This is a genomic window from Streptomyces sp. NPDC058773, assembly GCF_042746015.1.
Lineage (GTDB): Bacteria > Actinomycetota > Actinomycetes > Streptomycetales > Streptomycetaceae > Streptomyces.
The window spans coordinates 1-12,974 of sequence record NZ_JBHYPE010000057.1 but is presented as its reverse complement, the minus strand read 5'-3'; the positions used below and the strand labels follow the sequence as shown (position 1 = coordinate 12,974).

Genomic DNA, 12,974 nt, shown 5'->3' with positions numbered 1-12,974 from the left:
CTCCTGAGTAGTTGAATCAGTCATGGGGGGAGGGGGAAAGAGCCGCCCCGGCCGCGGCGCGGTCGTCCGTGAGCGTGCGAACCCGGCCGCGGACGCCGTACCAGCCGATGACGAGTGCCGGGACGATGAGGACGAGCGTGCCGACCGTCCAGGTCCCGACGGGGTAGTCGAAGAGCATGAGGACGACGACGCCGAACAGGAAGAGGAGCGTGAGGTACGACGTCCAGGGGGCGCCGAACAGGCGGAACGCGGGTCGGGGCACCCTGCCCTCCTGTGACCAGCGGTAGAGGCGCAGCTGGCAGAGCACGATGGTCGCCCAGGTGCAGAGGATCGCCAGCGCCGTCGCGTTGATCGCGATCTCGAAGGCGCTCTCGGGGACGACGGCGTTGAGCCCCACGCCGACCAGTGCCAGCGCGGCCGTGAAGAGGACACCGCCGTACGGCACACCGTGGCGGCTGAGGCGGTTCATGAACCGGGGCGCGGCCCCGGTGCGGGCCATCGAACGGTAGATGCGTCCCGTGGAGTACAGACCCGCGTTGAGACTGGACAGCGCCGCCGTCAGCACCACCAGGTTCATCACCCCGCCGGCTCCGGGGACGCCGATCTTGGTGAAGAACGTCACGAACGGTGACTCACCGGCCCGGTAGGAGTCGTACGGAAGCAGCAGGGCCAGCAGGGCGGTCGAGCCGACGTAGAACACCGCGATGCGCACGATGACGGCGTTGACGGCCCGCGGCATCACCTTGGCCGGGTCCGCCGTCTCGCCGGCCGCGACGCCGATCAGGTCGATGCCGGCATAGGCGAAGACGACGCCCTGCACGATGATCACTGCGGGGAGCAGCCCGTTCGGCAGGAGGCCGCCGTGTTCGGTCACCAGCGACAGGCCCGCTTCGTGGCCGTCCACCGGGAATCCGGCGGCGAGGAAGACGCCCCCGACGAGGAGGAAGACCACGATCGCGGCGACCTTGACCAGGGCGAACCAGAACTCCATCTCGCCGAAGAGCCGGACGGAGACGAGATTGGCGCACGTGACGACGAGAAGCGCGGCGAGGGCCAGCAGCCACTGCGGCACATTGGTGAGCGCCGGCCAGTAGTGGAAGTACGTGGCGACCGCGGTGATGTCGACGATGGCGGTGAGCGCCCAGGAGACCGAGTACACCCAGCCGGCCACAAAAGCGGCCTTTTCCCCGAAGAATTCACGTGCGTAGGAGACGAAGGAGCCGGAATCCGGCCGGTGCAGAACAAGTTCGCCGAGCGCCCGGAGAATGAAGAAGGCGAAGACGCCGCAGAAGGCATAGACAATTGCCAGCGCCGGGCCTGCCGACGAAAGCCGGCCACCCGCACCGAGAAGGAGACCGGTACCAATGGCGCCGCCGATACCGATCATCTGTATCTGGCGATGGGAAAGCTTCTTACGGTATTCGGGAAATTCCACATCGGAATCGCCCGGGTGTGTTCTTTCCGTGCCCGTTTCCACAGTCACGATTTCCTCCCTTTGCCAGCGGCGAGGTGCACAACCGGAAGGCTGTCAGCGGCCGGGTGAACGGACAATGAAAAGTTGCACTGCGTACGGAGCCAAAAATTTGGCGTCTGCACAACGCCGCGCCCACGAGGCGGGGTAAGGGAGGGCGATGCCCGGTGCCTGCGGACGACGTAGAATTCCGGAGCATGCGAGGGAAGGAAGGAGCCACGCGTGTCCGATGAGCAGGAACGGCGGTGGGACGACCTCATCGAGCGGACGCGCGGTCGTTTGGGGGCGATGGTGGAACAATTCCTCGCCCGCACGATGGCGGACCCTTCCTACGCCGCTTCCGGCCTCACCGCGGAAGATTTGCGGCGGGCCAGCGCAGAGTCGTTCACGGCACTGCTGGACAGTCTGCGCTCGGACGGGAGCACCAGCAGACTGATCTCCATCGCCGAGTCGGTGGGCACCCGGCGCGCCCGGCAGGCCGTTCCGCTGGAGAGTCTTCTGCGGGCCGTCCGTCTGGACTTCACGGTGCTGTGGGCGCACCTGGCGGAACCGTCCTGCGGGGCGGACCCGGCCCTGCTGGTGCGCAACGCCGGGCGCGTGTGGAGCACGGTGGACGAGTTCGCGGCGCATGTGCAGGAGCACTATCGCGCCGAGCAACTGGCCATCGAGCTGGCCGACGCCGATCTCCAACGCCAGTATCTGTCCCAGCTGTTCGCGCCGACGAGGCCGACCGAAGCCGCCCTGGAACGCATAGCCGGCGCGCTGCGCGTCTCCCGGTCCGGCAACTTCTGCGTGGCCGCGGTCTCCCGGGACGACGGAGTCGTGGTGCACCGGCGGATCCGGGGCGATGCCCGGTGCGCCCATACCTTCTTCGCCTACGACATGGGCCACCACACGCTGTTCATCTGGCCGACGGACGAGGTGGCCCTGGGCCGGCTCTCGCCTCCCGTGAAGGACCTCTTCGCCGACGTGGCGGTCGCGGTCGCACCGGTGGCCAGAGGGCTGGCGCGGGTCCGGGAGTCCGCGGCGGCCGCCAGGGAGATCATGATCGATCTGCCGATGGACACGTCGGACGTGGCCACCTTGTCGGACCGCTGGCGGTCGGTGACCCGGCATCTTCTGGCCGGGGTGGGATGCGACCTGGGCCAGATCGTCTTTCCGTACCTTGAGCGGTGCACCGAGCTGGAGCGCAGGAAGATCCTGGAAACCGTCAGCACGTATCTGGAGACGGGAAGCCTGGGCGACACGGGCCGCGTGCTGAAGTGTCACCGCAACACCGTGCTGAACCGGCTGAACGCCTTCGAGAAGTACACCGGCCTCGACATACAGCGTCCCTATGACGCGGCCGCTGTGATCATCGCCTTGGAGTGGCGGGGCACACGGCCCTGACGGACGGTGGACGAGCCCACCGGATCCCGCGGTGGTGTGCGATCACGATCCGGGGTGGTGCGCGGTGTCGTGGGCGTCGGCCACAGCGCCCCGCATCGCGGCCAGCCGCAGCTGGAGGTGGGCGAGCAGCACGGCATCGGCGTTGGCGAAGTCCAATCCGGAGACTTCCCTGATCCGCCGCAAGCGGTAGCGCATGGTGTTCACGTGGATCTGCAGTTTCGCCGCTGCGGCCTCGGTGCTCCCGCCGGTGTCGAGGTAGGCGGACAGGCTGGTACGCAGCAGTCCCTGGGGCCCGTCCTTCTCGTCCAGCCGGCGCAAGGCCCCGGTGGCGGCCGGCAGCCCCAGGCTGCCGGCGATGTCGGCGAGCCCGAGCAGCAGCACCGGCAGCGCGGCGTCCTCCAGGGTGCCGACCGCTGGTTCGCCGTCGCCGGTCAGCCGCAATGCGCGCACCGTGGCATCGGCCTGCTTGCGGATCGCCGGCACCTGCGCCAGCGACCGTCCCGGCCCGCCGAGCGCGATCACGTATTCCCGTCCGATCGCTGACCGGCCGAGGAAGTCCCGGGCCAGTGCGCGGGACGCCTCCACCGCCTGCTTCGGGGTGCGGCGCGGCCAGCTCAGCACGCCGTAGACGACGCAGTCGCCCGCCACCGCCACCGCGGTCGGGTGCACCGCAGCCAGATAGCGTTCCAGCGCGTCCTCGAAACGGCGCAGCTCGATCGCCGTGTCGGCGTCCCCAGCCGGCGGAGAAGCCCCGCGGCGGCCGGCGGCCAGTACGCACAACGGCCCGTCGCCGAGTGGCAGTTGGCCGGCTGCCTCCAGCCCCGCCGGTCCGCCGCCGAGCACTGCGGTCGCCAGCCCCCGGCGGTGCTGGCGCGCCCGGGTGTCGTCGATCCGCGCATTGACCAGGTGCAACGCCACCAGCGGCATCAGCTCGCGCAGCTCCCGGGAGCGCTCGGCGGACAGCGGGCCGGTGACCACGGCCCATACGTAGCCGAGGACGTCCGATCCGGCCCGGACCGCGATGGCCACGCGTGGCAGCAGCCCCGAGCCGGTCGGTTCGACATATACCGGGTCCGGGTCGGCGTGCAGCCTGGCGAACACCCCGCGGGCTTCCAGTGCGGCGAGCCCGCGGGGTGTGACCGCTCGGCCGAGGATGGTTTCCACCCGAGCCTCGTCGGTCCGGTCCTGACCGGCCGACCAGGCCAGCACCGCCGAGGAGCGGTCCTCGATGGTGACCGGGGCGCCGAGCAGGTCGCTGATCGTGTTGGCCACGCTGAACAGGTCGCCCGTGTCGTCCGACCGCAGTTGCGCGCGGGCCCGGTCCAGCAGCCGTTCTCGGACGGTGGCCGCGATGTGCAGCCAGGACGCGCCGGGGTTGACTTCGACCACCGGCAGCGGACAGTCGTCGAAGGCAGCCGGCAGCGGACCCTTGACCACGACCGCGCGCGCCCCGGCGGCAGCCATGTCGGCAGCGAACTCGCGCAACGCGGTATCCCCGTGCACGCCGACCCCGAGCACCACGCTGCCCGGTTCGAGCTGGTCGGCGCTCGCGCCGTCATGGATGGCCACCCCGGTCAGCGGCTGGTCCGGGTCGCCGCGCTCGATCGCCAGCCGCAGCACTGTGCTGCCCAGGTCCTCCACCAGTGTGCGGGCGGTCAGCTCACGGTTCATTTCGGCAGGCTAAGCGAATCGGGTTGTTGGTGGCGACAATCCGCGGGTGCCGTTCTTGACGTTTGCAACGACGCGGTCCGCTGATCGGCTCCGGCACGCTGCCGCCCATGGACAGAACAGTAACGGTGCGTGATCTCGACCAGCGGGACGAGCTGGAGGAACTCCGTGCTTTGTTGGCCAGGATCTGGAACTCGCCCGAGCCACTGATCTCCTTCCCGGTGCTGCGCGCGCTGTCCCACGCCGGCGGCATGGTGCTCGGGGCGTACGTCGGCGACCGGATGGTCGGAGGTGCGGTCGGCTTCCGCAACCCGGACGCGCCGTCCCTGCACTCGCACATCGTCGGGGTCGACCCGGACCACCAGGGCAAGGGGGTCGGCCGGGCGGTGAAGCTGTATCAGCGGGACTGGTGTCTGCGGCGCGGCATCACCGAGATCACCTGGACTTTCGATCCGTTGGCGTGGCGCAACGCGGTGTTCAACATCGACCGGATCGGCGCGATCGGCGTGAAGTATCTGCCGGACTTCTATGGGCCGATGGCCGGCTCCGACGCCGAACCGCCGACGGACCGGATGCTGCTGCGCTGGGACCTCAGCACCGACCGCCGTCCGGAGGCGCCCGGCCCGCGCGCAGCCGCGGTGCTCGACGTCGGCCCGGACGGCGAGCCCCGGCACGGCGTCACCCCGGACGACGGGGGTCCGGTATGGCTGCAGCTGCCCGAACGGGTGCCCCCGGCGCAGGCGGTGCCCTGGCGGCACGCGTTGCGCGCGGTGCTGGCCCCGCTGCTGGACGCCGGACATCGCTGGACCGCCGTGTCCGACGGCGGCTGGTGCGTGCTGACACGGCCGGATGCTGAGCCACGTCCCGGAGCACAAGGGCAGCCGCAGGAGCTGCCGGAACTTCCCATGGAGGAGAACCGATGAAGATCGAGTCCGTTGAACTGGTGCGAGTGGAACTGCCGCTGGTGACACCGTTCCGCACCTCGTTCGGCACCCAAACCCGGCGGGACGTGCTGCTCGTCCGGGTGCTGACCCCTGAGGCGGAGGGCTGGGCGGAGTGCGTGGCAGGCAAGCACCCGGTGTACTCCAGCGAGTACACCGAGGGCGCGCACCGGGTCGTCGCGGACGAACTGCTGCCCCGGCTTCTCGGCGGCGACGTCACCGCCGCGTCGGTGATGCCGGCGCTGTCCGGGGTGCAGGGCCACCGGATGGCGAAGGCGGCGGTGGAGACCGCTGTGCTGGACGCACAACTCCGTGCGGCCGGCATGTCGCTGGCCCACTACCTGGGCGCCACCCGGAGCGAGATCGTGTCCGGGGTGTCGGTAGGCATCCATGACAGCATCCCGGAACTGCTCGACACCGTCGGCGGCTACCTGGACGCCGGGTATGCCCGGATCAAGCTGAAGATCGAACCGGGTTGGGACGTCGCGCCGGTCGCCGCGGTACGGGAGCGGTTCGGTGACCACATCGCGCTCCAGGTGGACGCCAATTGCGCGTACACGCGCGCGGACTTCCGCCGGCTGCGGGCGCTGGACGTGTTCGGGCTGCTGCTGATCGAGCAGCCGCTGCCGGAAGAGGATGTCGCCGGGCACGCGCAGTGGGCGGCCGCCCTCGATACCCCGATCTGCCTGGACGAGTCGGTGGTCTCCGCGCAGGCCGCGGCCGAGGCGATCCGGCTCGGCGCCTGCTCGATCGTGAACATCAAGCCAGGCCGGGTCGGCGGCTACCTGGAGGCCCGCCGGGTGCACGACGTGTGTCAGGCCGTCGGGGTGCCGGTATGGGCGGGCGGGATGCTGGAGACCGGGATCGGCCGGGCGGCGAACCTGGCTCTGGCCGGGTTGCCCAATTTCACCCTGCCCTCGGACATCTCCGGCTCCGACCGGTACTACCAGCAGGATCTCACCGAGCCGTTCACGGTCGTGGACGGGCTGATTCCGGTGCCCACCGGGCCCGGCATCGGCGTGACCCCGATCCCGGATGTGCTGGCCGAACTCGCGGTGCGACGTGAGGTGGTGAAGCCATGAAGCCGCTGGACACCCTCGTCGGGCGGACCGATGAGATCGTCGAACAGACCTTGGCGCTGTGTCGGATCGAGTCGCCGTCGGACGACGTGCCCTCGCTGGCCGCTGTCACTGACGCAGCGGCCGAACTCGGCGAGCGGCTCATCGGGCGGGCACCGGTCCGGATCGTCGAGCAGGGCCGGCCGGCGCTGCTGTGGGAGCCCGCGCCTGGTGGTGTGCTGCTGCTCGGCCACCTGGACACGGTGTGGCCGCTGGGCACGCTTGCCGGCTGGGTGCATCCGCAGCGTACCGACGAGGTGATCAGCGCGCCGGGCGTGTTCGACATGAAAGCCGGCGTGGTGCAAGGGTTCCATGCCATGGCGGCGATCGGTTCCCCGGCAGCGTGCGGGATGCTGCTGACCACCGATGAGGAACTCGGGTCACCGGTGTTCCGGCCGGTCGTCGAACGAGTCGCCGCCGACGCGGGCACGGTGCTGGTGCTGGAGGCCAGTGCGGACGGTGCGCTGAAGATCGGCCGGAAAGGCGCCGGCCGCTACACCGTCCGCATCCACGGAAAGGCCGCGCACGCCGGGTTGGAGCCGGAACACGGTGTGAACGCGCTGTGTGAACTGGCCGAGCAGGTGCGCGTCGTCGCCTCGTTCGGCTCCGGTGAGCTGACCGTCACGCCCACTGTCGCCGCCGCCGGCACCACCGCCAACACGGTGCCCGCCGAGGCGTCGTTCGTGGTGGACGTCCGCGCCGCGACCCGTATGCAGCAGGACGACCTGCATGCCCGGATCACTGCCCTGAACCCGGTGTTGCCCGGTGCGCGGGTGGAGGTCGACGGCGGGCCCACTTCACCACCCATGGAGGCCGCCCAGGCACAGCCGGTACTCGCGGCGGCCCGGGAGGTCGCCGCCGCATGCGGACTCGGCGAGCTGCGCGGGGTGTGCGTCGGCGGCGGATCGGACGGCAACCTCACCGCGAGCATCGGGGTGCCGACCCTCGACGGGCTGGGCGCGGTGGGTGCGCATGCCCATGCCGAGGGTGAGTACGCCGTGATCGCCGCGATGCCCCGCCGCGCGGCCCTGCTGGCCGGACTGATCGACCGGCTGATCCGCGAACCCCTCACCACAACGGCTGGCCGTCCGGCCGGTTCCCGGCGCAACTGAGCGCCGTCACTTCGACGGTCTCGATTCCGATCCGTACAGCGCGGCCACATCTCACCGGCACGCGCATCACCAAGTCCAGCCATCCAGCTGCTTCCCCACCGACGGCCCGCTCCCTCGGGCCTGTGCCAGAGGAGTATCAATGAAGAACCTATTCCGAACGATGCCGGTGGAGGAGGTGCTCGCCCGCGGCGAACGTGGTGGGCTCAACCGGAGACTCTCGGGTATGGACCTGATCGGGTTCGGCATCGGCATCATCATCGGCACCGGCGTCTTCACACTGACCGGTATCGAGGCCAAGAATCACGCCGGGCCCGCCGTCATTGTCTCGTTCGTCATCGGCGGCATCGTCGCGGCCTTGGCCGCGATGTGCTACGCCGAGCTGGCCTCGGCGGTGCCCACGGCGGGCAGCGCCTACACCTACGCCTATGCCACCCTCGGCGAAGTCTTCGCCTGGATGATCGGCTGGGATCTGCTGTTGGAGTTCGTGCTCGGCACGGCTGTGGTGGCGCGCGGCTGGTCGGGCTACCTCGCGAATTTGCTCGGCCTTCCTGGCGAGTGGTTCGGTGAGACCTCCACCGTCAACGTCGGCGCCATCCTCATCGTTGCGGTACTCACCGTCGTCGCCGTGGCCGGTATCCGCGAATCGTCCCGCGTGACCAACGTACTGGTCGTCGTGAAGCTCACGGTCTGCGTGCTGGTCATCGTGGCTGGTCTGTACTACTTCAAGGCAGCCAACCTCCACCCGTTCGTACCGCCCGCACAGCCCTCCGAGAGCAGTGCGAGCGTCACAGAACAACCCCTGGTGCAGGCACTGCTGGGCATGGGGCAGTCGGTGTACGGCGTCGGCGGGATACTCACTGCTGCGGCGGTCGTGTTCTTCGCCTACACCGGGTTCGAGGCCCTGGCCAACCTCGGCGAGGAAACCAAACGGCCCAAGCGCGACCTGCCGGTCGGTCTCCTCGGCAGCCTCATCCTCTGCACGGTGCTCTACATAGCCGTCGCCCTGGTCCTGATCGGGATGGTCGACTACCGGCACATCGACGAGGGAGCCCCGCTTGCCGCCGCCTTCCAGTCGGTGGGCGCGCCCTGGATCGCCGCGCTCATCTCGCTGAGCGCGGTCACCGGGCTCACGTCGGTGATGATGGTCCAACTGGTCACGATCGGCCGCATCGGCTTCGCCATGAGCCGCGACGGGTTGCTGCCGGCACCTTTGTCGAAGGTGCATCCTCGGTGGGGTACCCCGCACCGTATGACCATCGCGGGCGCCGTGATCATCATGGTGTTCGCCGGGTTCGTGCCCCTGTCCGCACTCGCCGACATGGTCAGCATCGGAGCACTGTCCGGCTTCGTCATCGTCGCGGTTGCCGTACCGGTGCTACGGCGCCGCAAACCGCAGCTCTCCCGGCCGTTCCGGGTGCCGCTGTCTCCGTGGCTGCCCCTCCTCACCGCGGTGGGATGCCTCTACCTGATGATGAACCTCAACGTCATGACATGGCTGCGCTTCGGCATCTGGCTGGTCATCGGGCTGGCCGTCTACCTCCTCTACGGCCGACGGAACGCCCGGGTCGCGAACTCGCCCCAAGCGACGACCACGGGTGCGCCGGTCTGAGGGCGAAAACCGCCACGCACCACGCCAAGTGCCAAGGAAACACCGGTGTGGCACGGCCCTGCCGTGCCACACCAACCCTTGCGAACCATGTCGCCCCGCGCTGCTGTACTGGTGATCAGCGCGAACGGCTCGCAGCGGGGCGGGCTGCGACCGCTGGCGTGGCCGGCGGGGTGGTGCCGAGGGTCGTCTTTGGTTCGCGGGCCGGCACCTACGCGTACCAGGCAGGAATCTCGGCCCGGGTAGCGAACAAGGCTGCCATCGAGGCCGCAAAGGCCTCTGCCGAGGCGCTGAAGATCGCGGCCAGCCGGCACCGTGCCTTCCGGGCCGACCGCGACGAAGTGGGGGTCCCCGTTCCAGAACTGGGGTGGTGACCTACCCGGAGAAAAGCGTCCGGATTCGCCCTATCGTGAATGCAGAGTCGCTCTCCGCCGGTTGTGGGTGTCGCCGGCCCGCTACGCGTCCCGGATGAAGCCCTCCCGCACCAGCCAGTCCTTCGCCACCTCGTGCGGGTCCTCCCCGTCCACGTCCACCCGCGCGTTCAGGCGCTGGGCCTCCGCCCCCGTCAGCCGCTTGGTGATCGGGGCGAGGAGACCGGCGATGGCGGGGTACTTCCTCATGGTGGCGCTGTTCATCTCGGGTGCCGCGTTGTAGTTGGGGAAGAAGTGCCGGTCGTCCTCCAGCACCTTCAGCTTGAGTTCGGGAATGCGGCCGTCGGTGGTGGCCGCCACACCGAGGGCGCAGGCCGCGCCCTCGGCGACCTGGGCGTAGACGACGCCGTCGTCCATCTTTTTGAAGTTCCCGCGCCGGAGGGCGAATCCGTACGTCTTCGCCACGCCCGGCAGGCCGTCCTCGCGCACCGAGAACTCGCTTCCGCCGCAGATCGTCGCCGCGCCCGGGTCTTTCTTCGTCAGACGTGCCACGTCGGAGAGCGTGCGCAGCCGGTACTTCTGCGCATTCGCCTGGTTCGCGACCAGCGCGTAGGTGTTGTTGAGCGGCGCGGCGGGCAGCCAGGTGACGCCGTTGCGGCGGTCCTCCTCGCGTACGGCCTCCCACTGCTCGTACGGGTCGACGACCCTCTTGGTGTGACCGAGGTAGGTGATCCAGGCCGTGCCGGTGTACTCGTACATCCCGTCCGCCGCACCGGACTTGACCGCCTCGCGGGCGCCGATCGAGCCCTGGATGTTCGTCCGGTCCAGGACTTCCGCGCCGGCCGCTTTGAAGACCAGCCCCATGATCTGGCCCAGGATGATCTGCTCGGTGAACTCCTTTGAGGTCACTGTCAGTTGGGCGCCCTTCAGTGGTCGTCCCTTCCCGATCGAGCCGGGCTGCACCGAGTCGGCCAGCGGGCTGCCGCTGGTCAGTCCGCAGCCGCTCAGCCCTGCAACAGCGAGCAGCAGGGCGCCCGCGCCCGCAAGGGCCGTCCGTACCTGGGCCAGGCGCACCCGTCCACCTCCTGGCCGCGTGGGCCTAGCGGCAACTCGACGAGCGTCCCCAGCGAGTCCGTGATCAGAGCCACGGCGACCGTCAGTGCGGAGCCGAGCACCGGCACCGGTATCCGCCGGTTGGTGATGCAGGAGGAGACCGGGTCCGCGAGTCCTCCTCCTACGCCGAAGGCGGCCGACGTCGCGGTGCCGAGGTTCAGCCTGAGCGCGGTCCGTACGCCCGCCAGGATCAGCGGGACGGTCAGGGGCAGTTCGACCCGGCCCAGCATCAGCAGCGGAGACCTCCCGATGCCGCGCGCCGCCTCCACGAGGGCGGTCGGCGACCCCCGGGCCGGCCACCGTGTTGCTCATCTCCTCGACCCGGTCCCGCACCTTCGCGCGGGGCCGGCCGGCCCTCTTCGGTACGAAGCCGATGTTCTCGGTGACGGTCATGTGCGGGAAGAGACCCGTGGCCTGGATGGCGTAGCCGATGATGCGGCGGGGCGCCACGGGGTTGATGCCGGTGACATCCTCGCCGCCGATGGTGACGGCGGCCGGCCGGTCGGGCCCGGCGGATCGGGCGGATCCGCCGGGGCTCGCGGCGCCGGACGCCGGCGCGGTCGGTTCGACGATTTCGGCAGAGTCAGCCACGGATCCCCCGTGAGATGTTGAGCCGTCCGATCAGCACGTACCCGGCGTCGAACGGCAGGGCTGGTACGACGATGCCGAGCGTCCCCGACAGTACTTCGTTGAGCGTGTTCGCACGGCCCAGGCTGGAGATCCCAGCAAGACCGCTCGCCTGCGCGAAGATCACGAGCGTCCGCCTGGGCCGGCGCGGATCGACGCCGCTCATCCGGGTATGCGCGCTGAAGTCCACGAACCGGGCGTGCTGGAGCTGCCCTTGGGAAGGTGCCCGGAGCCCGTAGGTGTCCTTTGCGAGGACGACGATGGAGCGGCCTCCGGGGGCTCGTCGGCATGTGGGGACACCTGGGCGGTGTCCGCGAGCTGGAGTTCGTCGATGTTCAGGAGCCGGACGAAGGCGACGGCCTCGCGTTTGCCGAGGGTGATGGTGCCGGTCTTGTCGAGCATAGGCCGCCATCGGCTGCACGGTGACGACCACGAGGAGGAAGACGATGGTGAGCGCGGCGAGCAGGACGTGCAGCGTACTCAGGCCATGGGCGTTTGCCGGTCGCGTACCGCGGCCGCCACTGTCACAGCGGTCCCGGCGAGGACGGGGAGGAGCATCGCGGCGAACAGCCAGCCGGGGACCCCCGGATTGGCCGTGGAGCGCCACAGCACGCTACAGCCGATCAGGAGCGAAGTGCCCACGCAGGCGTTGAGCACGAGCACGGCCCGCGCAGTGCGAAGCGCCGAGGCGCGGGTGCGAGGCCGGTTGAGCGAGGCGCTCACCAGTCCGTTGCCGAACGGGGCGACCTCTTTCGGCAGCTCGGCATGCGGGGTCACCCGCAGGGTCAGCTCGGCGCAGGCGGTCAGCAGTGCCGTCACCCCGAGGTACACGAACACCAGCACAAACGCGCTGCCGATCGACCGGTCCGTCCAGGCGTCCACCCCGTCGGTGCCGATGTGCTGCGGTATCCGGCTCGGCAGGTGCGGATAGCGGACGATGCCCCAGAGGGTCAGTGCAGCGAGCAGCGCGGCGTTGGGAAGTAGCCACAGTCGTACGGGAGCTGAGAAGACCATGGGACCAATTGTCCAAAGGTGATGCGTTCTTGGTGGCGGTTCTTTCCGTAAAGGTCACGACAAGACTCGCCTGGGGTCGGCAGCGGTGACGGTCATGGCGCCTTCGCCGGAGCCTGGGCGAGGCGTTTGAGCGTCGGTGCCGCTTCCGTCGTCTCTTCAGGTCCGCGTGGCCAACCGCCGCCAGGGACCGTGCGCAGGGCTGTCGTCGCGGGTGGGGGGCCGGGTACCCCCCCACCCGTGACCATCACGTCCCAGGTGGCGCGGTGGACCCGCTGGGGGAGCGCGGCGGCGCCCGGGCGGACCAACGTGGGCACCGGCTGCCAAGATGTTGCCAGGGCGGCAGGCCACCGGCCTTCGACCGCGATGCCTACAAGCCGCGCAACACCGTCGAGCGGTGCATCAACCGCCTCAAAGTGCGACACGAAGTCGCACACGTTAAGTGGGAAAGCCGCGAAGGAAGGAGAGATGTGCTGACCCCGGATTAGTGTCCATATCCGTTCCCGCGCTCACATGCGTCGCCGGTAACAGCGGGGTGTGAAGCTGA

At 69.6% G+C, this 12,974-nt stretch carries 10 protein-coding genes and 3 pseudogenes; 6 read left to right on the top strand and 7 right to left on the bottom strand.

Translation table 11 applies throughout. The features are described from left to right. Positions 1–16: 16 nt before the first annotated feature. Positions 17–1,477, bottom strand: a complete 1,461-nt coding sequence (locus ACFW5B_RS31500; RefSeq protein WP_386447223.1) for an amino acid permease — start codon at positions 1,475–1,477, stop codon at positions 17–19. Between the two features lie 216 nt (positions 1,478–1,693). On the opposite strand from ACFW5B_RS31500, the gene ACFW5B_RS31495 reads away from it, so the two are divergent. After that, positions 1,694–2,860 (top strand): helix-turn-helix domain-containing protein, encoded by a 1,167-nt coding sequence (locus ACFW5B_RS31495; RefSeq protein ID WP_386447162.1) that lies wholly within the window; start codon positions 1,694–1,696, stop codon positions 2,858–2,860. 42 nt (positions 2,861–2,902) lie between these two features. On the opposite strand, the gene ACFW5B_RS31490 is transcribed toward ACFW5B_RS31495, so the two are convergent. Next, positions 2,903–4,531, bottom strand: a complete 1,629-nt coding sequence (locus ACFW5B_RS31490; RefSeq protein WP_386447159.1) for a PucR family transcriptional regulator — start codon at positions 4,529–4,531, stop codon at positions 2,903–2,905. A 107-nt stretch (positions 4,532–4,638) separates the two neighbouring features. Here ACFW5B_RS31490 and ACFW5B_RS31485 point away from each other — a divergent pair, with 107 nt between their 5' ends. From ACFW5B_RS31485 to ACFW5B_RS31470, 4 genes are all read left to right on the top strand, one after another. Continuing rightward, a complete protein-coding gene (locus ACFW5B_RS31485; RefSeq protein ID WP_386447156.1) occupies positions 4,639–5,451 on the top strand; it encodes a GNAT family N-acetyltransferase in 813 nt (270 codons plus the stop codon). Beyond that, positions 5,448–6,551: an o-succinylbenzoate synthase gene (gene menC / locus ACFW5B_RS31480; RefSeq protein WP_386447153.1), complete on the top strand. Its 1,104-nt coding sequence runs from the start codon at positions 5,448–5,450 to the stop codon at positions 6,549–6,551. Before ACFW5B_RS31485 ends, menC begins: the two co-directional genes overlap by 4 nt. Next, a complete protein-coding gene (locus ACFW5B_RS31475; protein ID WP_386447150.1) occupies positions 6,548–7,699 on the top strand; it encodes a M20/M25/M40 family metallo-hydrolase in 1,152 nt (383 codons plus the stop codon). The genes menC and ACFW5B_RS31475 overlap by 4 nt, the downstream gene beginning before the upstream one ends. Before the next feature lie 139 nt (positions 7,700–7,838). Then, the gene (locus ACFW5B_RS31470; protein WP_386447147.1) at positions 7,839–9,308 is read left to right on the top strand and encodes an amino acid permease; all 1,470 of its coding nucleotides are present in this window, start codon (positions 7,839–7,841) and stop codon (positions 9,306–9,308) included. A gap of 452 nt (positions 9,309–9,760) precedes the next feature. Here ACFW5B_RS31470 and ACFW5B_RS31465 read toward each other — a convergent pair whose 3' ends face one another. The 5 genes and pseudogenes from ACFW5B_RS31465 to ACFW5B_RS31445 all read right to left on the bottom strand — a co-directional run bounded on the left by ACFW5B_RS31465 (position 9,761) and on the right by ACFW5B_RS31445 (position 12,430). Continuing rightward, positions 9,761–10,750 carry a glycine betaine ABC transporter substrate-binding protein gene (locus tag ACFW5B_RS31465; RefSeq protein ID WP_386447144.1) on the bottom strand — a complete coding sequence of 330 codons (990 nt, stop codon included), beginning with the start codon at positions 10,748–10,750 and terminating at the stop codon, positions 9,761–9,763. After that, positions 10,681–11,058, bottom strand: a complete 378-nt coding sequence (locus tag ACFW5B_RS31460; RefSeq protein ID WP_386447142.1) for a hypothetical protein — start codon at positions 11,056–11,058, stop codon at positions 10,681–10,683. Before ACFW5B_RS31460 ends, ACFW5B_RS31465 begins: the two co-directional genes overlap by 70 nt. 314 nt (positions 11,059–11,372) lie before the next feature. Beyond that, positions 11,373–11,513 (bottom strand): annotated as a pseudogene (locus tag ACFW5B_RS31455) (ABC transporter permease); the annotation flags it as partial. 54 nt (positions 11,514–11,567) lie between these two features. Beyond that, positions 11,568–11,818 (bottom strand): annotated as a pseudogene (locus tag ACFW5B_RS31450) (potassium-transporting ATPase subunit B); the annotation flags it as partial. 78 nt (positions 11,819–11,896) lie between these two features. Next, positions 11,897–12,430, bottom strand: coding sequence for a DUF1648 domain-containing protein (locus ACFW5B_RS31445; protein WP_386447139.1), 534 nt, complete (start codon positions 12,428–12,430; stop codon positions 11,897–11,899). A gap of 296 nt (positions 12,431–12,726) precedes the next feature. On the opposite strand from ACFW5B_RS31445, the pseudogene ACFW5B_RS31440 reads away from it, so the two are divergent. Then, positions 12,727–12,843 (top strand): annotated as a pseudogene (locus tag ACFW5B_RS31440) (IS5/IS1182 family transposase); the annotation flags it as partial. Positions 12,844–12,974 lie beyond the last annotated feature (131 nt).

Bases quoted from the DNA above. Each gene is read 5' to 3' on its own strand.
- ACFW5B_RS31490 (WP_386447159.1), bottom strand. From the start codon at position 4,531: ATGAACCGTGAGCTGACCGCCCGCACACTGGTGGAGGACCTGGGCAGC.
- ACFW5B_RS31485 (WP_386447156.1), top strand. From the start codon at position 4,639: ATGGACAGAACAGTAACGGTGCGTGATCTCGACCAGCGGGACGAGCTG.
- menC (WP_386447153.1), top strand. From the start codon at position 5,448: ATGAAGATCGAGTCCGTTGAACTGGTGCGAGTGGAACTGCCGCTGGTG.
- ACFW5B_RS31475 (WP_386447150.1), top strand. From the start codon at position 6,548: ATGAAGCCGCTGGACACCCTCGTCGGGCGGACCGATGAGATCGTCGAA.
- ACFW5B_RS31470 (WP_386447147.1), top strand. From the start codon at position 7,839: ATGAAGAACCTATTCCGAACGATGCCGGTGGAGGAGGTGCTCGCCCGC.
- ACFW5B_RS31445 (WP_386447139.1), bottom strand. From the start codon at position 12,430: ATGGTCTTCTCAGCTCCCGTACGACTGTGGCTACTTCCCAACGCCGCG.